The sequence below is a fragment of the Candidatus Soleaferrea massiliensis AP7 genome (assembly GCF_000820765.1).
GTDB classification, from domain to species: Bacteria; Bacillota; Clostridia; order Oscillospirales; family Ruminococcaceae; genus Soleaferrea; species Soleaferrea massiliensis.
The window spans coordinates 79,302-101,712 of sequence record NZ_CCYH01000025.1 but is presented as its reverse complement, the minus strand read 5'-3'; the positions used below and the strand labels follow the sequence as shown (position 1 = coordinate 101,712).

At 51.9% G+C, this 22,411-nt stretch carries 18 protein-coding genes and 2 other RNA genes; 7 read left to right on the top strand and 13 right to left on the bottom strand.

Features of this window, described 5'->3' with window-relative positions:
• Positions 1-495 precede the first annotated feature (495 nt).
• The 5 genes from BN348_RS05625 to BN348_RS05605 all read right to left on the bottom strand — a co-directional run bounded on the left by BN348_RS05625 (position 496) and on the right by BN348_RS05605 (position 9,295).
• Positions 496-1,713: a M23 family metallopeptidase gene (locus BN348_RS05625; RefSeq protein ID WP_040196805.1), complete on the bottom strand. Its 1,218-nt coding sequence runs from the start codon at positions 1,711-1,713 to the stop codon at positions 496-498.
• Positions 1,714-1,837: 124 nt separating this feature from the next.
• On the bottom strand, positions 1,838-2,386 hold the full coding sequence (locus BN348_RS05620; RefSeq protein ID WP_040196803.1) for a CGNR zinc finger domain-containing protein: 549 nt from the start codon (positions 2,384-2,386) through the stop codon (positions 1,838-1,840).
• 489 nt (positions 2,387-2,875) lie between these two features.
• Complete coding sequence (locus tag BN348_RS05615; protein ID WP_197068288.1) at positions 2,876-5,116, bottom strand: TasA family protein; 2,241 nt, start codon at positions 5,114-5,116, stop codon at positions 2,876-2,878.
• 863 nt (positions 5,117-5,979) lie between these two features.
• Positions 5,980-7,773 (bottom strand): sensor histidine kinase, encoded by a 1,794-nt coding sequence (locus tag BN348_RS05610; protein WP_040196799.1) that lies wholly within the window; start codon positions 7,771-7,773, stop codon positions 5,980-5,982.
• On the bottom strand, positions 7,751-9,295 hold the full coding sequence (locus BN348_RS05605; protein WP_197068287.1) for a response regulator transcription factor: 1,545 nt from the start codon (positions 9,293-9,295) through the stop codon (positions 7,751-7,753). The genes BN348_RS05610 and BN348_RS05605 overlap by 23 nt, the downstream gene beginning before the upstream one ends.
• A 391-nt stretch (positions 9,296-9,686) precedes the next feature.
• On the opposite strand from BN348_RS05605, the gene BN348_RS05595 reads away from it, so the two are divergent.
• Entirely contained in the window at positions 9,687-11,252 is a 1,566-nt protein-coding gene (locus BN348_RS05595; protein WP_040196796.1) for an alpha/beta hydrolase-fold protein, read from the top strand.
• A gap of 158 nt (positions 11,253-11,410) precedes the next feature.
• Here BN348_RS05595 and BN348_RS05590 read toward each other — a convergent pair whose 3' ends face one another.
• The 4 genes from BN348_RS05590 to BN348_RS05580 all read right to left on the bottom strand — a co-directional run bounded on the left by BN348_RS05590 (position 11,411) and on the right by BN348_RS05580 (position 14,411).
• Positions 11,411-11,707, bottom strand: coding sequence for a hypothetical protein (locus tag BN348_RS05590; RefSeq protein ID WP_040196795.1), 297 nt, complete (start codon positions 11,705-11,707; stop codon positions 11,411-11,413).
• A 1,082-nt stretch (positions 11,708-12,789) separates the two neighbouring features.
• Positions 12,790-12,903 (bottom strand): ribbon-helix-helix protein, CopG family, encoded by a 114-nt coding sequence (locus BN348_RS14220; protein ID WP_242844311.1) that lies wholly within the window; start codon positions 12,901-12,903, stop codon positions 12,790-12,792.
• 320 nt (positions 12,904-13,223) lie between these two features.
• On the bottom strand, positions 13,224-13,400 hold the full coding sequence (locus BN348_RS13860) for a hypothetical protein (RefSeq protein ID WP_156136426.1): 177 nt from the start codon (positions 13,398-13,400) through the stop codon (positions 13,224-13,226).
• A gap of 165 nt (positions 13,401-13,565) precedes the next feature.
• Complete coding sequence (locus BN348_RS05580; RefSeq protein WP_040196794.1) at positions 13,566-14,411, bottom strand: hypothetical protein; 846 nt, start codon at positions 14,409-14,411, stop codon at positions 13,566-13,568.
• A gap of 331 nt (positions 14,412-14,742) precedes the next feature.
• On the opposite strand from BN348_RS05580, the gene ffs reads away from it, so the two are divergent.
• The 6 genes from ffs to ssrA all read left to right on the top strand — a co-directional run bounded on the left by ffs (position 14,743) and on the right by ssrA (position 18,800).
• Positions 14,743-14,842, top strand: an RNA gene (ffs, locus tag BN348_RS13545) — signal recognition particle sRNA small type.
• A 115-nt stretch (positions 14,843-14,957) separates the two neighbouring features.
• Positions 14,958-16,649, top strand: coding sequence for a DNA polymerase III subunit gamma/tau (dnaX, locus tag BN348_RS05575; protein WP_040196830.1), 1,692 nt, complete (start codon positions 14,958-14,960; stop codon positions 16,647-16,649).
• Between the two features lie 335 nt (positions 16,650-16,984).
• Positions 16,985-17,332 (top strand): YbaB/EbfC family nucleoid-associated protein, encoded by a 348-nt coding sequence (locus BN348_RS05570; RefSeq protein WP_040196793.1) that lies wholly within the window; start codon positions 16,985-16,987, stop codon positions 17,330-17,332.
• Positions 17,333-17,335: 3 nt separating this feature from the next.
• On the top strand, positions 17,336-17,935 hold the full coding sequence (recR, locus tag BN348_RS05565; RefSeq protein ID WP_040196792.1) for a recombination mediator RecR: 600 nt from the start codon (positions 17,336-17,338) through the stop codon (positions 17,933-17,935).
• 33 nt (positions 17,936-17,968) lie between these two features.
• Entirely contained in the window at positions 17,969-18,439 is a 471-nt protein-coding gene (gene smpB, locus BN348_RS05560; protein WP_040196790.1) for an SsrA-binding protein SmpB, read from the top strand.
• A 3-nt stretch (positions 18,440-18,442) separates the two neighbouring features.
• Positions 18,443-18,800, top strand: a transfer-messenger RNA (tmRNA) gene (gene ssrA / locus BN348_RS13540).
• Positions 18,801-18,858: 58 nt separating this feature from the next.
• Here ssrA and BN348_RS05555 read toward each other — a convergent pair.
• The 4 genes from BN348_RS05555 to BN348_RS05540 form a co-directional block, all read right to left on the bottom strand.
• Complete coding sequence (locus tag BN348_RS05555) at positions 18,859-20,370, bottom strand: recombinase family protein (protein WP_040196789.1); 1,512 nt, start codon at positions 20,368-20,370, stop codon at positions 18,859-18,861.
• 94 nt (positions 20,371-20,464) lie between these two features.
• Entirely contained in the window at positions 20,465-20,656 is a 192-nt protein-coding gene (locus tag BN348_RS05550) for a hypothetical protein (protein WP_040196787.1), read from the bottom strand.
• 14 nt (positions 20,657-20,670) lie between these two features.
• Entirely contained in the window at positions 20,671-21,612 is a 942-nt protein-coding gene (gene mobV / locus BN348_RS05545; protein WP_040196786.1) for a MobV family relaxase, read from the bottom strand.
• Between the two features lie 120 nt (positions 21,613-21,732).
• Positions 21,733-22,134, bottom strand: a complete 402-nt coding sequence (locus tag BN348_RS05540; RefSeq protein WP_040196828.1) for a cysteine-rich VLP domain-containing protein — start codon at positions 22,132-22,134, stop codon at positions 21,733-21,735.
• Positions 22,135-22,411 lie beyond the last annotated feature (277 nt).

Genomic DNA, 22,411 nt, shown 5'->3' with positions numbered 1-22,411 from the left:
GCATGTCAGACCCTAACTTAGCAAAAATTTTGTTATTTCAATCCACGCACCCACGCAGGGTGCGACAATGAAAATCATGCTGAAAAGAGCTTGCGGATGTATTTCAATCCACGCACCCACGCAGGGTGCGACAGACCCGCTATTTAAGCGGGTTGGTTAAGTTTATATTTCAATCCACGCACCCACGCAGGGTGCGACCGCATCCGAGATAAATGGCTTATTATGGCCATTTTAAAAGCATCATTGCGCGAAGGAGCAAAACAGCATCAGAAAAATTGTTTTTTACCGTTTCAAGTCCTTATAAATGCGCATATATCCCCATCTGCGAAGGTAACGGGGAATCCATGTGCACTTAGGGTTCGCATTGTTAACTTTTTCCTCCCGGCGCTACACCTATTATATAAAATCCATTTTATATTGTCAACCAATATTCTTATGCACCCACATAAAAAAGAATCCTCTTTTCGGCTGAAAAGAGGACTCTTTCTAAAATATCTATTTTCTTTCAATCTGAAGGAAGGTATTATATACCTTGTTGTTTTCAATCCAAATGTTCGCTTGTTCCAGTGTACCGGTCCAGTTAACCTGTTTGATGATTCGATAGATTTTAGTAGGATCGTCTTTGGTTTTGGCTTCATATCGAATAACCGTATTGCCGCCATACTGCTTTGCCGCCTGAACCGCATCGGATATATTATCTTTCCAATCCTGCTGCTGGTAGATTCTCCAGATCCAATCGTCATTGTCGCCGATGTGGATGTCTTTCCTCTCCAACACAATAAAGCTGTCATAAATCTTGTTGTCTGTGATCCACCGGTTTGCTTCCTCCAATGTATTGGTCCAGTTGACCTGCTGGACAATTCGGTAAATCATTGTAGGATCGCTGCTGCTTTTCGCTTCATATCGAATAAATGTATATCCGCCCAGCGACTTTGCGGTTTTTACCGCATCGGCTTCGTTGTCATTCCAGCCCCGCTGCTGGTAAATCCGATATATCCAGCCATCTTCTGATGCTGTATTGTTATTGTTTCCGCTGGGTTTTGCATTGGATCCAGAGGATCCCGATGGGCCGCTGTTTCCTCCGGTATTGGGCTTCGAGCTTGAGCCGGATGATCCATTGCTTCCGCTTGATGGAGTCAGTACCGGCAGTGTCCGGTCAGCCGGTTCCACATACGGTTTGCCGTTGTAGGAATCCGTATCCGCTGAATAGCTCTGTGTTCCGGATTTTGTATACAACAGATCCGTTGGGTCCACTGTAGTGTCAATGCCCGCTTTCAGATAATTGCTGTTTCCGCTCAGCGACGGCGTATTCATCGGATAGTTGACATCGGTATCGCATTCAAAGTGCAGATGCGCACCGGTTACATATTCTCCCGTCGCGCCGTAATGCGCCAGGCTGTCGCCGGCAGAGAAGCTGGCTCCATTTTTAACGAGAATTTTAGACAGATGATAATATCGTGCAATGATGTCCTGAGTTTTGCCGGTATGATGATTGTAGACGCTGTTGTATCGAATCACCATAAAGTTTCCAAATATGTGGTCCAGCCCGCTGGACAAAAGCGTTCCGGTGCCGCTGGCACGTACGACCACATCTCCGCTGGAAGAATAACTGTCCAGTGCATAATGTACCATATTGAACCGCGCAGTATAGCCGGATGCTTTGTATCCGGAACTGATGTGCATATGATTCAGCGGCTGTATGAGCTTTTGCATATTCATGGCCCCTTTTCAATTGGATGTCCGGGAATGCTTGTATCGAAAAAACGAAGGTCATCCGTTTTTGGAATCCCGTTCATATCATTCTATGTCATCCGTCAAAAAAGGTGCCGATACTTTTTTATGGCTGCGCGTTTTTCCGCTGGCTCGCGCGGTAGTTGCGTACCTTGACACGGCTGGCACAGGTGTTGTCACACCATTTCCTCGTATGATTTCTGCTGTCGTCATAAAAAATCCAGTCGCATTCTTCATTCGCACAGATTTTAAGCTGCTTCGCCGGATACAATGTGATCAATTCCGCAAAGGAGCGCAGAACCCGATCCGCCACGATATCCATCCCTTTGCGCTGTGCGCAGATACGCAGCTGGCACCCGTTGCCGTCCGGCTGTTCGACCTGTTCGTAAAAAACCGCTTTTCTCAGCTGATCATTTAATGTGTCCAGTTGGTGCTGATGCAGCATCCGGTCTTTGCAGAAGCTTACCGCGGCGTCAAACAAAAAATCCCGCAGTGCAAACAGCGCATGCGGATCTTCTGTCTCAGGATCCCAAACCGGCAGATTCCACCGGCGGCAGAATTCCGTAATCCATGCTTTATTTGTCAACAGTTCCTTAAATGGTCTATGTGTCTGATACCATTGGCTGTTGATGAAATCCAAGCATAACACATGCATATCATTTCCCCATTTCAATCGCAACCGTTATGTCTGTGTCAATGGTTACATGCTGTTTTGTGCCTGAATGATTATACCATAGGAACGGACATTCGTCAAAACAGGTGCTGCCATTTTTCTATGCGCCTATATCGCGTTTCGTTTATGTCTCCGTCCGCGGATGAAAAATATCAGCGCCTATCTGCAATCGGTTTTGGATGGCACGCCCGTTCACCTATAAAATCGCTGTGTGTTCCATATGTTCCAATGTCAAATCGCCGGCACATCATCTGCCGGCTGCCTGCGGTTCTTCATCAATTCTGAATCGATGCTCATCGTAAACCATTTCCCATCTTCTTAAGTCCACAACCCGGCCATTGCCGCTTCCTTCGTATAGATACTTGTTTCCTCAATATACAACATGCCCCCAGACGCAGTTCATATCCTTCTGCATCTGGGGGCATGTATTCGGTTTTTAAAGGTCCTGTTCAGAACAAAAACTGCGCAGATTTATCCGTTGATCATCGCCATAATCTCAGCTTTGGTAGCGGGCGTGCCATAGGAGTTGGTGGTGTAATTGCTGCCCACATCGTTTGCATAATAGCTGTCGGTGATGGTAATCAGAGGATTGGATGTCCTGGAACTACCTCCTGCCAGACCACCGATTCGACTCTGATTGACTGCAGCATTGGTCGAGCCTGTAACTTTGCCTGTTGCATAACAGTTGATAATTTTGCTTTCCACAGTCCGGCCATCGAATTCTCCGACCAGCCCACCAATCATAATTGCATTCTTATTCAGGAAGCTGCTTAAGTAGGAATCCGGTGCATCAATGCTGACATCGCCCAATGCATAGGAGTTTACGACGTTGCATCCATAATGCAGGTAACCGATCAGACCGCCAACTTTGCGGGTTCCCTCAACCTTAATATCGGCATGGCAGTTGACAATGACATCCTTTCCGTTGAGTTCTCCAGTAAACGCAATCAGTCCGCCAACATTATCGCCTTCCAGATTTGCTTTCAGGTAAACACCCTTGACAAAACTGCCTTCATCGCCATCTACCGAACAGTTCTTGACGGTGCCATAGCCCTCGCCTGCAAGTCCGGCCGCTTTGTAGTTTGTGGTGATCTGAATGAGGCCTGTTGCATGGCAGTCTTCAATATTGGCTGTAAAGTAGCTGCCGACCACCGAACCTGCCGACGCCTGCGCGGTAATCTTTGCATTGTGCACCGTGACGCCTTTGATCAGCGCCGGGGAGCTGGCGAAGCCGATCAGGCCCGCGCCTTCCAGCGAGGTATCGTCAATCAACAGGTTGGATACAGTATGTCCCGCGCCGTCAAAAGTCCCAAAAAATTTATTGGTCTTATTTCCGATCGGTGTCCAGTTTTTAGAACCCATGTTGACATCCGCCGAAAGCCTGACGGTTTTGCCGGACATCTTGTTTCCGCCGTTGACCTCGGCGGCTATCCATGCAAGCTCTTCCGGGGTCGAGACGGTGTAGACATTGCCTTCCGGTGTGACCGGGGTTGTGGTGGAACCGTCCCAAGCAAAGCTGGAGAGGTCCACATTTGCGCCCTCTTCGATCTGTCCCGGGCGGTTGCCGGTGATGACGGTGCTTTCTCCCTGTGTTTTCGAGTCGAGATAGTCGATGGTGCCGTTGTTGACCACGATGGTCTGTGCGGTGGTCTCTTCCGGAATCAGCACCTTGCCGACAACTGCTCCGTCTTCAATGACCAGGCGGCCAGCTTTCAGCTCGATGGTTGCGGCTGAGTTTCCATAGAAATGGAAGGAGTGACTGGAAACCGCATCGATGATGATCTGGCCGTTCTCATCGTAGGCATCGTAGGCGTTGACCGTGCCGTTCAGCACATCCACCCGCAGTGTTCCGGTGATCTTGCCCGGATTCTTCGCGGTGCCGATGTCCATCGTTCCGATTCCTTCGGAAGCCGGGATGCTGACAGTCAGATTGCCGTCCAGCGTATAGCCGTTCAGGTCGATGTTGGCATATTTGCTCAGTTTGACGTCGCCGCTGATGTTGTCCATCAGGACATAGGTCGGTGAACCGGCCGCATCGGTGAAGTCGGACGCTTTGCGAACCGGGATGACCGTCGCTTCATCCTTGTTCTGTGTTGCGGTCAGCACGACATCCAGGCCGAATTCATAGGCGCCGGCTTCTTGGGCATTGTAGGTGTTTCCGGCGCTCTCCAGGAATTTCACGTCTACCTGGAAGATCTGGTACGGCTTTGCTTCGGGTGTTCCCGCCGTCAGCGCGCCGTTCATCTTGATGTTCTCCACATTTGCGGCAACCGTGCTGACAGTGCCGGTCGCGTCGCCGAGGCTGACGCCGGGGCTGCCGGTCAGCGGTGCGACCGATACCTCGATGGCATCGTCCAGCTTACCATTGCCCCGCAGCAGCAGGTTGACATCGTATTTGAGCGCAAGGCTGCCGGTGTTCTTGACACGCAGGTAACGGGTCAGGGTATCGCCTGGCTGCCAGTTCGATTCATCGAACAGCTTTGCGTCATCGGCGGACAGGTCGAGGATACCGGTGGTGCCCTCAGCCAGATCGCCGTCGTCCCCCACCGCATTCGATGCGGAGAACAGCACGTTCAGGGTTCCTGCCTGGATGCGGTTGCCCTTGTTGGATACCGTATCGCTGAACCATGCAAGCGTTGTCGCAATCAGCATCGCCATGCAAACCAGCAGCACAAGGCCGCACGTCCAAAGCTCACGTCTTGTTTTTTTCATGTTTTTCATGACCTCCTATCATTTTATACCACTGGGACGCCATAGCATTCTGCCTGTTCCCGCCGCGCCGTCCCAAACAGCGGGAATTGCTGTGGGAATGCCCCTTTGGCCGCTGCCCGGATTGGTTCAGGCAGCACGCAAAAGGAATATGTATACACCGTCCTTGATGGACATGGGTGCTACAAACTGAATCAGCCGCGCCTATCTGTGCGCATGTATGATTTCGCATAGATGAAGCAGCGTCATATACAGCCGCTGCCGCATGCATCTATCTGTGTGCGTGTATGACTCCGCATTTCCATATAAAACACGGACTATTTTTTACATTATAACACATTATTTTATCGAAAAACAATAGTGAATCGAAATTATTCGGCAAAAAACTCTTCATGATCTATTGGTATTTTTGTCTATGCATCGTACTTCAACATCCTGTCAATCACAGATGTTTTTTGTCATCCAACAGCCGCTAAAAACTGTAAAGCGCGAGGAAACCAAGCTTTCCGTTCCGCGCCGCTCCTCCCGCCTGGTGTCCGGGGCCGCATGAGATACATGGGCCGCTTTGCCCCCGCACCGGATCAGCACACCTGCCAGACAGCCTCCAAAACAGCGTCCACGACGCTTCACACCCACCTGTTATCCGGGACCGGCAGTATCCATTGCCGTACAGCCATACCGCATTCGCACCGGCACGACAACGGACCGTGCAAATTTTTATGTATAACCACGCGAATTGCGGCTAAACGCAATACTCCCCTGTTTCATCCGCAAGCGAACAGACCGCAGATGGGATCATGGGCTGTGACTGGAATCCGGTGGACATCCGTTCTTTATGCGCGGCGGCAAAAACGGCTTTTCAGGGTTCAGGGCAGCACAATGGTGATCCGCGTGCCCTCACCCGGCGCGCTTTCCACCCGCATGCGGCAGCGGTCTCCATATAAATAGGACAGCCGCATCCGGACGTTGTGTACCCCGATGTGCTGGGAGCCTTTGTTCTGGATGGACTCCGGCAGCTGCACAAAAAACTTCTCAATGGTTTGCTTGTCCATACCGACGCCGTTGTCGGCAAGCCGGATGACGGTTTGTTCCTGCTCGCGCGTCACCGTGATGGTGATGCTGCCCTCGATAATCCTGCGCGTTTGGGGGTCCTTATGCGGCAGGATGCCGTGCTGCAGCGCGTTCTCCACCAGGGGCTGCAGGATGTTCTTGGGGATCTGCAGCGCTTCATCCTCCTTTGAGACGATGAAGCGGTAATCGATCTGGTTGTGGCACAGGCAGCGCTGGATCAGCATGTACTGCTCCAGCACCTCTTTTTCCACCTTTACGCTGTCAAAGGTCTTGCAGTTCTTCATGGTCAGCCGGTCCTTCAGCGTGCCGATGAGCGCGTTGTTCACCTCGACGATCTCATCGTTGCGGTTCATCTTCGCGAGAAAGGTGATGGTGTTCAGCGTGTTGTAGACAAAATGCGGGTCGATTGCGGAAACCAGCAGGCTGTACTGCATCTGCTGCTCCTTCTTCTCGTGCTCCACCTGCCGGCGGATATCCTCCTTGATGGTCTGCAGCATCATATTGAAGGTACACGCGAGATTGCCGATTTCATCGGTGTGCTTATCCAGGAGCACCACGTTGTAATCGCCCTGCCGCACCCGGTTCATTCGCCGGTCCAGCCTGGTCAGCCTGCTTAAAATGCCCCTGAGCGTGAAGCATACCATGATGAGCAGCAGCAGCACAAGCGCGCACAGAAACAGCTGGAACAGCAGGAAGATCCGGCTGTACGGCAGCAGCAGCGTTTCCTTCGGCACATGCACGGCTAAGCGGAAGTCCTCCTCCTCATACGAGCAGAGCACCATAAAATCGATGCCATCGGGCTTGTCGAAGCTTCTGGTCTCGTATTGGAGGCCCTCGTACATCTCCGCCGGATAGGCGTCCAGGTCGATTTGGGAGCCTTCTCCAAGACTGCGGTACAGCTCCTCCCCTTCGCACAGCAGCAGATAATCGTCAATGTCCAGCGCGTGCATCTCGCCGAACTGCGCTTCGAGTTCGGCAAAGTTCATGATGTGCACCGCATAGCAGCGCAGGCCGCCCGCATCGAACGGGACCGCAAAGCACAGCGCCTGCAGCCCGCTTTCCTTTTCTCCATAGAGAACCGGCGAATAGCTCGCGCTCTCCTGATCCCCGGGCAGGCTTTTCAGCCAGCCGGATTCCAGAACGACCCGCGCGTAGCCGGCGGCTTCCGGAATATAGAAGGAATCCCCTTCTTCGGTGTATACCATGTTGTAGCTTGTGGAGGTGATCGCGCCGGCGCCCGGATTCTTCCCCTTGGCATAGCCGACGCGGTTGACCGGAAGGAAGCTCTGGATTTCCTCATAAAGCGCGTCCCTGCCCGCATCCTCGTTGTCATAATCGGCAACAAGCTGATGGAACGCCTCGTCGAACGACAGCCTGTAGGCCACGCTGTTGCTGCGCCAGATGTAGCTTTGGCGCACCGCACAGGCATTGATGACGCTCGAAACCGACTGGGAGAAGTGGGGCTTCATGATCTCGTAAAAGATGGCCGGGAACCCCATATTGATCAGCAGGATCACCGCGATGCCGATGGCGGAGATCATCAGGATGCTCTTTTTGGTGATGGTGTTAAAGCGCTCTTTTATCTTCATCGCATTTCCTCTTGTATTCCTGCGGGGACAGCCCGTAAACCTTGCGGTATACCTTTGAGAAATAGGACAGCGTATTGTATCCCACCATCGGGCCGATCTCCGTGATCTTGCAGCGTCCCTCATCCAGCAGCTTCTTTGCGTGGCTCATGCGGATCTTGACAATCAGCTTGCCGATGGTGCCGCCCGTTTCCTTCTTGAAGATGTCGTTGAGCCGGCTGACGCTGATATCCAGCTTGTCGGCAATCTGCTCGACGCTCAGGGAACCGTCCATGTAATGCCGGTTCACATAGGACACCGCTTCGCTGACAATCCTGCTGCCGCCCATGCCTGCCGGGCGGGATACCAGCAGCCTTGCCAGCGACGCGTACTGCTGTTTCATCCACTGATAGACCGAGTAGGCGTCATACCAGAAGACCGCCATATGCTCGTCATAGGCACAGAACACCTGCCCGTTTGAGAAGTCGGCCGTTTTCAGATGATGCCGCAGGAGCCCGCCCAGCAGCAGGTCGCTCAGCTCGCTGAACTGCCCGTAATCCTTCGCCTGGATGATGCGCAGGTAATCCCGGTCCATCAGCCGCATGATTTCATCGAAACGCTCATCCTCCAGCGCACGCAGGACGGCGGGTTCGTCAACCGGTTCCAGTCCGGCGGCGGGCGGCTGCAAGAAACTTTCATGCAGCACCGACGACGCCGGGAAGAAGTATTTCTGATTCAGCCGGTCCCTGTTGTTCAGATAAGCGCGCATACACGCCATGACCGGCTGGCCGCCTGCCAGCACGAGAACCGAGAAACGCTCCCCCATCCGGGTTTCCAGAAGCTCCTTGATCCGGTAGGCCGTTTCGATCGGATGCTCCTGCGGCTTCAGAAGCGCAAGATAGCGGTAGTCGTCGATGCGCACGACCGCGGTGAAATCCTCCTGATAACAGAGCTTTTTGAGCGCGCTCTCCTGCACCTGCCCGGTGCGGCAGCCAAGCTTGTGCGCGATCATCTCCAGCACATGGTCCTGCTCCAGCAGCAGCAGGTCGTACCGCTCCGGGAAGGTTTCCCGGTAGGTGTTTTCCAGCGTTGGCTGCATATCCTCCTGGCATTCCCGGAACAACGAAAGGAACTCCCCTTCCATCTGATGGCGGTTGCGCCGGCTGAGCTGCTCCAGATGCGTGCGCACCGTCTCCAGCTTTCCCAACAGGGTGCGCTGGTCCGTCTCATGCTTGAGCAGGTAGTCGAACACCTTGAGCTTCAGCGCCGACCGCACATAGGTGAATTCACTGTAGCTGGACAGGAAGAGGACGACGGTCTGCGGCGACGTTTCATGAATTCTCTCAGCCAGCTCGATGCCGGTCATCGTGGGCATCTTGATGTCGGTGATGACCACCTCCGGCCGCAGCCGGTGAAATTCATACAGCGCTTCCTCTCCATCCACCGCGGTGGAGACCACCTGAAACCCATAGTGCTCCCAGTCGATCAGCGTCGAAAAATATTCCAGGGATACCTTGTTGTCATCTGCCAATAGTACTCGAATCATCGGTCTGTACCCTCCTGTCTGTGGTGCCGTTTCCCGTGGCACTCCGCCGCGGTAAGTCCGCGTCCGCTCCGGCATTCTTTTACCCACGCGTGCTGTCTTCTGTGACATCCGCCGCGGTGCGTCTGCGTCTTCACAGGCGGACTGCCCGGCACAAGCCATCCATAACATAGCAGTTCATACAAATACGGGGATTTGGTTGTGACTTTTACGTATGGGTGCGATTTTTTACCATATTCGCCCTGTTTTGTAGCGAGAATACGATAAATGACCAGATTTTCTTTGTTTTGTTCCACCTTACGTTCTATTTTATCGTTGAATTTATTCATGAATTGTTGTACTTTTATTATAACATCCTATACAAGAAAAATCAAAGAATACTGGAGGAAGACCGATGAAAAGAAGTTGGAAAAACGTATTTGCCGGCGCCCTTGCCGCCGTTATGGCTCTCGGCGCCATCCCGTCCGCGGCCTTTGCGGCGGCCGAACCGGTTTATCAGGAAGGCGTAACCGTACAGGCCGACAAGAATTCCCCGACCGGATACACGGCGACCTTTGTCTACAAGGATGCATCCGCTCAGTCGGTGCAGCTTGCCGGCGACCAGTTCTATTTCTACACTGAGAGAGAAGGACAGAGCGTCAAGCACACCCCCTATGAATGGACCAAAGAGATGTTCCCAGCCCAGCTTGGTCAATACACCGAAGACATGAAGCAGGCCGGCGACGGCGTCTGGACGCTGACCATGCCGCTGCCGAGCGGTTCCTTCACCTACAAATACATCGTGGACGGCGAAGGAAAAACCGATCCGGCCAACAAGCCGCTTGTCAACACCGAAAACGGCCGCGAAGCGAATCACAGCGTGGTGTACATGCCGTTTGACGCCGAAAAGCAGGTCGACGACCGTTCGGTGCAGCTTCCGCGAAGCGCGCAGAACGGCAAAGTCGTATTCGACACCTATCTGGATGGAAGTACGGCGCGCCCGCTCGCGGTCTATCTGCCGTATGGATACGACAAGGACCGCGAGGAGCCGTATAAGGTGATCTATCTTTCTCACGGCGGCGGCGGTCATGAGCTTGACTGGATGAACGACGGCTGTGTGCCGAACATCATGGACAACCTTGTGGCCGAGGGCAAAACCGAACCCGCCATCGTCGTCACGATGAACAATCAGGACTATGATTGGGACTTTGCCGACATCATCCGCAATGTGATGGACAACATCCTGCCGTTTGTCGAGGAAAATTACAACGCTTCGAGCAGCCCGTCCGACCGCGCCTTTGCAGGCCTTTCGATGGGCGGTATGACGACCGCGGCGCTGTATTACGCGCATCCGACCGCGTTTGATTATTTCGGTATCTGGAGCGCGGGAAACACCAAGGATATCAATTTCGATGAGCTCAAGAATCTCGACTATCCGACCCTGATGATCGGCTACGGTCTCTATGACATGGCTTACAAAAATGACATCGGCGGCATTTCTGTGGTCGAGCTGCTCGAAAAGCTGGATGAGCTGGGCATCGCATACGGCGAATACCCGGTTCTCGGCGCGCATGACTGGGCCGCATGGCCGCAGCTGTTCACGATCTTTGCCGAGGATATCCTCTGGAACCGGGAAGCGCCGGTCAGCAAAGACGCGCTCAGCGCCCTGATCGAAAAGGCCGAAAAGCTTGACCGCTCCCTGTATACCAAGGCAAGCGTCTCCGCGCTGGATACGGCGCTCGAAGCCGCCAAGGATGTTCTGGACGACGACCAGGCCAGCCAGAAGCAGGTGGACGCGGCGGCCGGCCAGCTTCAGAAAGCCATTGACTGCCTTGTGAAGCTGAGCGCATCCGGCAGCAAGCCGAACCCGTCGACCGGCGCGGATGCCTGCAGCAGCGGCATGCTCTGCATCGCGGCCGTGATCCTGCTCGGCTTGGGCGGATGGACGGTATCCCGGAAACACAGGAAAACCAGCCTCTAACCGTTTCGTGCTGTATTTGTGTATGGATGTGTGAAAAATGCTTTTCCCGCGGTTTGTCCCGGCGGGAAAAGCGCACAAAGAAAGAAGGCTTTGCCGGTCGGCAAAGCCTTCTTTCTTTTATCAATGAATTCTGTTCGAATTTAATATCCGTGCGTCCGCTATGTAAGGATTCCCAGCTTGGAGAGCAGGCCGACACAGTCGAGATATCCCTGCCTGTAAAGCGCCTGCTGTTCGATGGCGGTAACGATAAACGCCTGTTTAAAGTATTCTTGAAAATCCAAGCGGTCTGCCGCGCAGAGCGTGATATCCCTTTCCCGATGGATAACCGGTTCTATATTGAGATACAGCTCTTTGCTTCGCTCAGCTGCAAAAGCGTATTCACTGTTGGTTTTCCGCAGATCACGGATAATCGCTTCTATCCGGCTGTCGAGAAAATGTGCAATGTCAGATTTCATACATGATGCATCCTTTCAAATTGTCATCCAACAACGCTTGAAAATGAACGCGGCGCATGCTATAATATTTACGCGGCAATCTGCTTTCGAGCAGTTGTTGGTGTTGGGGAAGTGGCTTCGACTTTGACGAGTGGTGAGCCGCTTCCTTTCATTTTTGTTGGAGTTTCTCATACAAGTCATAGACACCTTGTCTTAAAACATCAGAACGAGTTGTATTCAGTTTTTCCATACAGAATTTTATCTTGCTTTCTGTTTCCTGATCAATTCTGAGATTGATTGAGATGTCCAACGGCTTTTCTGGATGAGGCCCCGGTTTTTTGTGTGTGATGCTAAACTCACCTCCGATCTTGTATATACAAGTTAATTATACATCTCGTATATACAAGTTGTCAAGCTATTTATTTGCCTTTTCAGATCAAATATGAAAATATACTTGCTAAGACAGACCGCTTCGTGTCATTTTTCTTTGGACAAAAGTTCAGATAATCCCTTGCGCAGAGCCTCAGCGCGAGTCAGATGATGTTTATTGCAATACATCAACAGTTCTTCATTGGTCTTTTCATCCAATCTGACTTTCAGATCAACCGTTTTGGGATTGTCTACCTTTGGCCTGCCTGTTCTTGGACTCAGTTTCATCACCCCACTTTTTGAGTTTCACATACATGAACATACGAGTTTCGAAACGTTCAGTCTTATTTTGCTCTGCCTAAAAATCAAAATCCGTAAACATGCATCCTTTCAAATTGTCGTCCAACAACGCTTGAAAGCAACCGCAGCGCATGCTGTAATATTTACGCGGCAATCTGCTTTCGAGCAGTTGTTGCTATGTGGGGAAGCGGCTTCGGCTTTGACGAGTGTAGGGCCGCTCCCTTTCATTTTTCTAGGTCGTCCTCCAGCTTTGCGATTCCGCGTTCGATTGCCGTCGTCTTGTTGACCGATTTCTGCATACAGTATTGTTCCAGTATCTGCTTGCTCTTCTCGTTCATACGGATACTGATCCTATGTGGACGGGGATTGTCTGTTGGACGCCCCATTTTCTTAGACGTCAAATCATCACCTCATTTAGCTGTAAGAATTGTTTTTTATTTTTTAAGCGCGTTATACTTTTCATGGATATTTTTTCGAACAAACTCGGAACGATTTGTCCCCTGCATTTCACAGCATTGATCCAGTTTGTCCAAGGTATCCTTGTCCATCTTCACTCTCAGCATGAAGGTTTTTGGACTATCCGTAGGACGCCCCATTTTCTTGCTGGGCACTGAATCGCTCACCTCACTTTCACAGCGACCTCATGTCTTGTAATATTTGTACTATAAGAGTCAAGTATTTTCTTTCTGGCTGTCCAGAAAACGGGTGATGTCAGATTTCATATATGATGCATCCTTTCAAATTGTCATCCAACAACGCTTGAAAGTGACTGTAGCGCATGCTATAATATTTACGCAGCAATTTGCTTTCAGCAGTTGTTGGTATGTGGGAAGTGGCTTCGACTTTGATGAGAGGGAGCCGCTTCCTTTCATTTTTCCAGGTCGTCCTCCAGTTTTGCAATCCCGCGTTCGATTGCCGTCGTCTTGTTGACCGATTTCTGCATACAGTACTGTTCCAGTATCTGCTTTGTTTTTTCGTTGATACGAAGACCAATTTTGTATGGACGGGGATTGTCTGTTGGGCGTCCCATTTTTTTAGACGTCAAATCATCACCTCACTTTTGCCTAACATAATACTAGCATTATGTTGGGCAAAAGTCAAGTCTTATTTCCGTGATACTTGTCCGCGAAGTCTGTCTTATCTTTCCATAAAAAAGAGGGAGCCGTAACATGCTCCCTCTAAATTGTGGAATTGTATTTTACATAGCCTTTTATTTTATGTTGCTTTTGAAATCAAAAGATATATCCGTACAATAAATCGTGTATTCATTGATATGATCTTCTATCTTTGTATTGCCGGGATCTTTCTCCAACTCATAAATTTCTTCAAAACTAATCCCTTCATACCAGCCTATTAGTTTGTGAGATGTAAAGTTATCTGATATTTTCACAACATAACCACGATCCGTCGTCTCAAATTCTACCGCTCCTACATAACCATCCCGCATGAAATAGTCGCCCGGCGCAATATCATCTTCCATAATAGATTCTTCTTTAAAAATTCCTGTCATTTTGATATCAGTAACCAGCGGATGGAATCCGCCGGAAAACCGTAAATGCAACCGGTCTTCATCTCTCTTTAGAATCTCCATATGCGTTTCATGAAAAGATGGGAATGCCTGAAATCCCAAAGCTTCCAACTTATCCATATCTGGAAGCTTATCATAGTCCAACACGCAGGTCAGTTCGATCCCACCTAAGACAAGGGATGAAAAATCACTATGATTTTTTTGAACTACTATGTACTTTTCCGAAGTATTTACCTCATCAATGGTCAACCAAAACGTATTGCCGTTACCATCCACCAATTTGTATTCATCTTGACCGCCCGTATTCGCACACTTTAACATGTCCGGTATGCTTTCGACAAATAGCTTCACCGTTTTACAGCACATAAGTTCATTCTTATACCCATTTACACGCATTTCCTCGGCACACACTTCATCCGGACTGCTCAATACCTCACGGTAGCCCAGGTGGCTTATAAAATAATTGACCTCATGAAAGCATTTTTCTTTATCACAGCAGGCAGTTATACCAATCAGATTTAATATCAATGATCTCACTCCTTTTAAATTCTCCTCAAACCATTGCTTGTATATACTTTGAATGAGAGAAAGCGCTATGTCCGGTTCTTCCGTATATAATTTTACTTAATACTATAACCAACAATCCTTGTTGTCAAGCTGTATCCGGTATTTCGCGACAACAATTTAAGCTTTTTGGCTGTAACTGTGATAATTCACCTCATTTTAGCAAGATAAATCTCCCCCGCAAAAAAATTTATAATTAGCTCTTGAGTTTTGTTCGGAAATGTATTATAATAATAAAGCTTGATAAAAAGAGATGAAGAAATGGGCAGAGTTGTATGCTTTTTGTCATGCGGATAGATGGGCCCTGTGCAATGGATGGCCGCGAACCATGTCAGGCGGGGAACCGAGCAGCATTAAGCGGAATTATCCGTGTGCCGCAGATCAGCCTATCTATCCGCTTGAGAGAAGGGATGCCGCACTTGATGGATTGAAAGGTCTTTCATGTGACTGCCCTTTTTGTTTATGTATATCCGGTTTTTTGGAATTAAAATCAGGTTTGGCGGTGGGAAGATGTATCAGACGCTGTATCGAAAATATCGTCCGAAGGTGTTTGAGGATGTCGTCGGACAGGAACACATTGTCGCCACTCTGAAGCATGAGGTGCGCGAGCAGAAGACGGCGCACGCCTATCTGTTCACCGGCTCCCGCGGAACCGGAAAGACCACCTGCTCGAAGATTTTGTCCAAGGCGGTCAACTGCCTGCATCCGAACGACGGAGACCCGTGCCTTGCATGCGATATCTGCAAAGGCATCGAGGAAGGTTCGATTCTCGATGTGGTCGAGATCGACGCCGCCAGCAACAACGGCGTTGAGAACATCCGCCAGCTGCGGGATGAGGCGAACTTTACGCCTGCTGTGGCAAAGTATCGGGTCTACATCATCGACGAGGCCCACATGCTGAGCGTCGGCGCGTTCAACGCGCTGCTCAAGATCATGGAGGAGCCGCCCAAGCATGTGCTGTTCATCCTGGCGACAACCGAGGTGCACAAGCTGCCCGCGACCATCCTGTCGCGCTGCCAGCGGTTTGATTTCGGACGCATCCCGCCTGAAAAGATTGCCGGCCGCCTTCTGCAGATTGCCGAAACGGAGCAGCTTTCCTTACAAGAGGACGCCGCGCGGTTTATCGCACAGCTTTCGGACGGCGGTATGCGCGACGCGCTGTCGCTGCTGGATTTGGCCGCATCCTCAAACGGGGATATCACGGTCAGGACGGTGACCGAAGCCGCGGGAATCACCGGACATGCCCATCTTTTAAAGCTGAGCGAAGCCATCGGTTCCGGGAACATCGCGGACGCGCTGGAGATCGTCAACGCACTGCATCAGAATTCTGTGGATTTTGAACGGCTCTGCGAGGAATGCATCGATTTCTACAGGAATTTGATGCTGCTCAAATCGGTCAAGGACGCCCAGCGGCTGATCAACTGGATGCCGGACGAGCTGGAAGCGCTCAAAGAAGCGGCCGAAGGCTATACCCTTGTACAGATTCTGCACATCCTGACGGCATTCCAGAACACCTTAAATCAACTGAACAAAACACCCTCCAAACGCATGGAGTTTGAAATATGCCTGATCAAGCTGTGCAATCCGCAGCTTGACAGCTCCGGAGAAGCGATCCTTCGGCGCATCGAAGCGCTGGAGAATCAGCTGAAAAGCGGCGTCCTGCCGCAGGTTCGGCCATCCGCACAGGCTCAGCCATCCCCGCAGGTCAAGAAGAAGCCGGCGGCCCAAAAGCAGGAGCCATCCGATCCGCTTCCGGAGGAACCGCCCGAGGAGACACTGCCCGAGTATCCGCAGGAGATGGCGGCCGCGGCTGGAAAAGCCGAAGCGTCCCCGGCACCGGAAAAGGCCGGTCAAACAGGGGCGGCGCCATCCGATCTGCAGCCGCTTTCGAGCTGGCCGGAGATCATGGAGGCGCTGTACAAAATCAATCCCGCGCTGCACGGCGCGCTGCACGGCTCATGCGCCTATTTGCAGGGGGATCTGGTGCTGATCGACGCGCCGGACATGCTGTTCCTGCAGCTGATCCGCCAGAGCAATTATGCAAAGGATACGCTGCGTCAGGCCATCCAGCAGCAGACCGGAAAAACCTACCGGCTTGGCCCATACCGCAGGGAAGCGAAGGCCGAAGCTGTTAAGCTCGATCCACTCGAAAAGCTGGTGCATACGGCGCAGGAGATGGGCATCGATACCACGGTCAAGTAAGGAACTATGGATGCAGCGGCGGTTTCCTGCCGTTAGAAGCAGCCTGCCTGTTTTCGCCGGAGAGCCGCCAAGTTTCTGATGGGCTCGTACGCCTGTCTGAAAGCCGGCGCATCTGTGTGAAAATAGGCATTGACACTGCGGCTGAATTGCGATAAAATAAGAATCCATATGAGCGCTTCAGCAGAAGAGGAGAACGCCCGTATCGCCGCCAACAGGACGGTGTGTATGGGAACCATTCGTGCAGAGCACATCTGCCGAACACAAGATCCATACGGCCCGCGACGCGGGTGTTGACAGCATAAAAACAAAGATTCGTTAATTGGGAGGAATTCAACATGAAAGCAAGATTACCACAGGGATATGGCGGCGGACCGTCCAACATGAACCAGATGATCAAGCAGGCGCAGAAGGTACAGGAAGACGTACAGAAGATACAGGCCGAGCTGGAAGAGAAGGATTTTGTTGGAACCGCAGGCGGCGGCGCCGTCGAAGTCACGGTCAACGGCAAGAAGGAAGTCAAATCCGTCAGCCTGAAGCCGGAGGTTGTTGATCCGGAAGACATCGAGATGCTGGAAGATTTGATCGTCGCGGCTTTCAATGAGGCGATGCGTTCGCTGGAAACCGAATCCAACACAAGAATTGACGAAGCAACCGGCGGCTTCACGATTCCGGGCCTGTTTTAACCGATGAATGTTCAGGTACTGCCGCTGGTCAAGCTGATTGAGCAGTTTGAGCGGCTTCCCGGCATCGGCAAGAAATCCGCGCAGCGGCTGGCGTTCCATGTTCTGAACATGCCCGAAAAGAAGGCGCAGGAATTTGCTTCCGCCATCCTGGAAGCGCATGAGAAGATTAAACGGTGCCGGATCTGTCAAAACTTATCGGAGGGAGAGCTCTGTCCGGTCTGTTCGGACAAAGCCCGGGACCAGTCGGTCATCTGCGTTGTGGAAGACCCGCAGGATGTGATTGCATTTGAGCGCACGCAGGAATACCATGGCCTGTATCATGTCCTGCACGGCCTGATCTCCCCGATGGACAATGTCGGTCCGGATGAAATCTGCATCAAGGAGCTTCTGGCGCGCATACATGGGGACGCGGTCAAGGAGGTCATCATGTCGACCAATCCGACCGTGGAGGGGGAAGCGACGGCCATGTACATCTCGCGGCTGCTGAAGCCGCTGGGCGTCAAGGTGACCAGGCTTGCCTACGGTATCCCGGTCGGCGGAAACCTAGAATATGCGGACGAGGTCACATTGTACCGTGCCTTACAGGGCAGGACAGAGATTTAAACCGGATGACTTTACAGGAGAGGAGTGGACGGCATGCCGGGCAAAGAGGAAACCAAGGTGATTGCGCTCAACCGGAAGGCAAGGCACGATTATTTCATCGAAGAGACCTATGAAGCCGGCATCGAGCTCTTCGGCACTGAAGTGAAGTCCATCCGCGGCGGAAACGTCAATCTCAAGGACAGCTGGTGTGACATTGTCGGCGGCGAAATCTTCCTCAAGGGGATGCATGTGAGTCCCTATGAGCAGGGAAACATCTTCAACCGGGATCCGATTCGCGTGCGCCGGCTGCTGATGCACAAGCGGGAGATCCTCAAGCTGTACGACCAGGTGAAGCAGCAGGGCCTGACGCTGATACCGCTGTCGCTGTATTTCAGCGGCTCGAAGGTGAAGGTGTCGGTTGGGCTGTGCAAGGGCAAAAAGCTCTATGACAAGCGAAGCGATCTGGCGAAGAAGGACGCGGCGCGCGATATCCAGCGCGCGCAGAAGGAACATTCCAGATACTGATACGGGGGCGTAAAGGTTTCGACAGGGATCTTGCAGCATGATAAGCGAGTAGGGGTGCGGGACCTCTTCAACAATCCGCACTTAAACATTAAATGCAAAAAACAACACACGCTCTTTAGCGTTAGCTGCCTAACTTAGGCGGCCGTCCAACTCGGTAGGACCACGGATCGGGATTGGGCGTTATTTAGTGGTGAACGTCTTAACAGAGCTTCCCGGCTGTTTTGATGTATAGGGAATATCGAGGCAATGATCCTGCTTATTGGAGCTTTGCTGAGAGAATCTTTTAAAGAATAAGCTACACTCGTAGAAAGTCATGTGAATGGGTTTTTGGACAGGAGTTCGATTCTCCTCGCCTCCACCAAAGTACAGTTTACAAGGGACTACACAGGGTAACGGTCTGACGGGAGGCGTGCCGCCCGTCAGATTTTCCATGTAATGTTGAGGACTTCGCTTGTGGCGGCTATGGTGGTAATCATCAAATCCACCACCCGCCGCTTGTCGTCAAAGGATACGCTGTCCCAAGTGTCGAGGTAGCCGGAAATCTGGCTGACCTGTTCCGGGCTGATGGCTTCCACGGTCAAGTCCGCTATCCGCTTCACAAGTTCCTGCTTGCGCCCATCAAGTTCCGCTATCTTCACGTTCACATAGGAGAGTAGGACGTTGTTCGCCCCCGTCAGGCTGTCCACCAGCTTTTCAATCTCGCCGTCCACGTGGGCAAGTTCCACTTGCAGGGCGGAGATTTTCGGATTGGCCTTTGCCGCTTTCTTCCTGCCCGTCAGCGTCTTGTGGCTTTCCAGCTTCTTCACCATCTGCTGATAGACTATCGCTTCCAGTTCGGCGGTGTAAATCTTGCCGCACCCGACACAGCTTTTGTTGTCCAGCCGCTTTGTGCAGCGGAGATATTGACGGCCTACCCGGTTGACGATACTCATAAGGGCATAACCGCAATTCCCGCACTTGATTTTCCCTGCCAGCCATGTGTGGGTGGCTTTCCGGGCGGACTGGATTTTCATGTTGTTCATCAGCTTCTTGCGGCAGGCTAACCATGTTTCTGATGGGACAATTCCCTCATGGGGCGCAAGCACCAGCATCTGGTCTTTGAGATTGTGCAGCTTGTCCGGCTTCACGTCCCGCCCCTGATACAGATAACACCCGTTCATGCCCGTAAAGTCGGTGGCGTCATTGACAAGCACCGTCCCCTGGCTTTTGAAAAACTCGTACACGTCAAGGTCTGCCTGCACATAGACGGGATTGCGTAACATCTGCGCCAGCGTGGGGCGTATCAGTTCCTTGCCGTAGAACAAAATGCCCTGTTCCACAAAGTACCGGGTGATGTCTCCATAGGAGGTTGCCGGGTCTGCGTACATCTCGAACATGAGCCGGATATTGGCCGCTTCTTCCGGGTTTACCACCAGCTTCTTTGTGTTGATACCATCCATCTTGATAGGTTCCGTATGGAAGCCATAGGGGGCTTTCCCACCCATCTTGAAGCCCCGCTGACTGCGGGAGTAGTAAGCGTCCGTTACCCGCTTCTGTATCGTTTCCCGTTCAAGCTGGGCGAACACGATACAGATATTCAGCATGGCCCGCCCCATCGGGGTGGAGGTATCAAACTTTTCCGTGGAGGACACAAACTCCACGTTGTACTGCTGGAACAGTTCCATCATGTTGGCGAAGTCCAGAATGGAACGGCTGATACGGTCAAGTTTGTAAACAACGACCTTTGCAATCAAGCCCCGCTTAATGTCCCGCACCAACTCTTGAAACTTCGGGCGGTCTGTATTCTTGCCGCTGTACCCTTTGTCTGTGTATTCCTTGCAGTTACCGCCTTTCAATTCGTATTTGCAAAACTCAATCTGGCTTTCAATAGAAATACTATCCTTCTTGTCCACCGATTGTCTTGCATAGATTGCATCTATCCGATTGTTCATTTGTCGCTCCTTTTCTTCAAAAAAGAAACGGAGCTGCTGACAATATTATTATACCGCCAGCAGCCCCGCAAATCAATGTTGTCGTTGGAAAACCTTACGACCCGGTTTCCTCCGCCCGCCGCTTGTCGGCGTATTTGCGGAACACGTCATAAAGCTGCTGTTCCAGTTCCCGGCGTTTCGCCGCTTCCTGCTCCGGCGTGAATACCGGGGAGAGATTTTCCAGCGTGATTTCTTTCCCTTGAAAGGTCACGACCTCTGTTTCTTTTTTATATCTGATATGCTCCATATTGCCTATAAAAATCACCTTTCCTTTCCGTGTCGCTGTTCCCGTTTCAGTTCGGCCAGCACGTCCGGGGGAATACGCTCCACAAGCCGCTGGATATTATGTAATTCGCTTTCCAGCTTCGCCCGTTCCATCGTGTCTTTCAATTTGCCTTTTTCGCTGGCCTTTGCCCTTGCTTCCAGCTTCTTGTTTTCTTCCAGCAGGTCGGCAATCGTGACCTTGTACTTTTTCAGTTGCCCGGAGAAGTCCTCCATCTGCGGGAACCACTTTTTCAGCATGGAGAGGGCTTCCTCTTTCTTCTTCCCGGCGTTCAGCGGGCCGATACCATCCAACGCCTTTTTAATGGCCTTTGCCTGTTTTGAGAGATTGACCGCCTGTTTGAAAAGCCGGGTGGGGATATGCTTGCGGCCCGTCTTGCTGGCGCTCTCCCCACGCTCCAAGTCGGGGTATTTCTCCACCATGTAGGCGTGAAAATCGTCCTGCCACTTTGTAAGGCTTGCCCGGTTGCCCAAAATCTCTTTGGCGCACAGCCGGTTGTCCTTTGTCAGCGGCACAAAGGTCAAATGCAGATGGGGCGTTTTCTCGTCCATGTGAACCACCGCCGAAACGATATTCTCCCGGCCTACCCGCTGGATAAGAAAATCAGCCGCCCGCTGGAAAAAGGCTTGTATCTCCTTTGGGGGCTTGCCCTTGAAAAACTCCGGGCTGGCGGTTATGAGCGTATCGACAAACCGAGTGCTGTCCTTGCGTGTCTGACACCCGGCCTGTTCAATACGGCTCTGAATGAAATGATAATAACGGCCCTCCGGCTTGACGATATGGAAGTTGTACTTGCTCTTTGCCGTGTCAATATCCGGGTTGCTGGCATACTTTTCTTTCTGTCTTTCGTGATGGGCTTCCAGCGGCCTTGCCGGGTTGCCCTTGTGCTTTGCAAATCGCAGGATTGCGTATTGCGGCAATCTATCAATCCTCCCTCCTGCGGACGGTTAGAGGGCGGTTTCCGGGGCAGGGAATACAAACGTACAGCCCTACCCCGGACAGCCCCAAAAAGTCCTTGATTTATGGGCTTTTGACAGCCCCTATTTGTCCGTATTCCAGCGGCGTTTCCTGTCGCTGGCGTTCTTTTGCCGCCTATGTACCCGTTTGGCGCAGGTTTCGCAATATTTCGCCCGGTTGGAACGGGGGACGAAAGCCGCCCCGCACTCGGCGCACCGCTTCACGCTGTCGCTATGGAAAATCTCCGCTTCCAGCGGCTTGTCCTGTGGCAAGACCGCCCAGCGGAACCACTTGCAGCAGACGGAGTAAGAGATGGTTTGGGGGCAGACACATTCCTCCCCATCGTCCAGCAGCAGACAGTTGCCGTTCTCATAGTTGCAACAAGTTTTCCGAACAAGGGCGTTTGCCCGTCTGCGCTGCGCCGGGGTAATACGGGGCAAGCCGCCGCCCGGAGTGCGCTCTATCTCTGGTAGTTTTTTGCTCATGCGTTCCTCCGTTTTCGCTTTACTGCCGTTTTCCCGAAAGCCGTTCCTACCCCATTCCTGCGGCGTGTCCCGGCGTTGGTACGCTCTCCCCACTTCGGGCCAAGTTGGCCCGAACTGACTTCTGGACATTTTGTCCACAAGTGGCGGTGTCATGGCGTGCTTCCCCAGCCGGTAATATCTCTTTCGGACGGTCATTCACTTGTGCTTGTCCATCGATGAACTAACACAAGTCTACACTTTTTTGACTGCCCCTCCCGTATATCCGAAAGGTTGGAAA

Bases quoted from the DNA above. Each gene is read 5' to 3' on its own strand.
- BN348_RS05625 (WP_040196805.1), bottom strand. From the start codon at position 1,713: ATGCAAAAGCTCATACAGCCGCTGAATCATATGCACATCAGTTCCGGA.
- BN348_RS05620 (WP_040196803.1), bottom strand. From the start codon at position 2,386: ATGCATGTGTTATGCTTGGATTTCATCAACAGCCAATGGTATCAGACA.
- BN348_RS05615 (WP_197068288.1), bottom strand. From the start codon at position 5,116: ATGAAAAAAACAAGACGTGAGCTTTGGACGTGCGGCCTTGTGCTGCTG.
- BN348_RS05610 (WP_040196799.1), bottom strand. From the start codon at position 7,773: ATGAAGATAAAAGAGCGCTTTAACACCATCACCAAAAAGAGCATCCTG.
- BN348_RS05605 (WP_197068287.1), bottom strand. From the start codon at position 9,295: ATGATTCGAGTACTATTGGCAGATGACAACAAGGTATCCCTGGAATAT.
- BN348_RS05595 (WP_040196796.1), top strand. From the start codon at position 9,687: ATGAAAAGAAGTTGGAAAAACGTATTTGCCGGCGCCCTTGCCGCCGTT.
- BN348_RS05590 (WP_040196795.1), bottom strand. From the start codon at position 11,707: ATGAAATCTGACATTGCACATTTTCTCGACAGCCGGATAGAAGCGATT.
- BN348_RS14220 (WP_242844311.1), bottom strand. From the start codon at position 12,903: ATGGACAAGGATACCTTGGACAAACTGGATCAATGCTGTGAAATGCAG.
- dnaX (WP_040196830.1), top strand. From the start codon at position 14,958: ATGTATCAGACGCTGTATCGAAAATATCGTCCGAAGGTGTTTGAGGAT.
- BN348_RS05570 (WP_040196793.1), top strand. From the start codon at position 16,985: ATGAAAGCAAGATTACCACAGGGATATGGCGGCGGACCGTCCAACATG.
- recR (WP_040196792.1), top strand. From the start codon at position 17,336: ATGAATGTTCAGGTACTGCCGCTGGTCAAGCTGATTGAGCAGTTTGAG.
- smpB (WP_040196790.1), top strand. From the start codon at position 17,969: ATGCCGGGCAAAGAGGAAACCAAGGTGATTGCGCTCAACCGGAAGGCA.
- BN348_RS05555 (WP_040196789.1), bottom strand. From the start codon at position 20,370: ATGAACAATCGGATAGATGCAATCTATGCAAGACAATCGGTGGACAAG.
- BN348_RS05550 (WP_040196787.1), bottom strand. From the start codon at position 20,656: ATGGAGCATATCAGATATAAAAAAGAAACAGAGGTCGTGACCTTTCAA.
- BN348_RS05540 (WP_040196828.1), bottom strand. From the start codon at position 22,134: ATGAGCAAAAAACTACCAGAGATAGAGCGCACTCCGGGCGGCGGCTTG.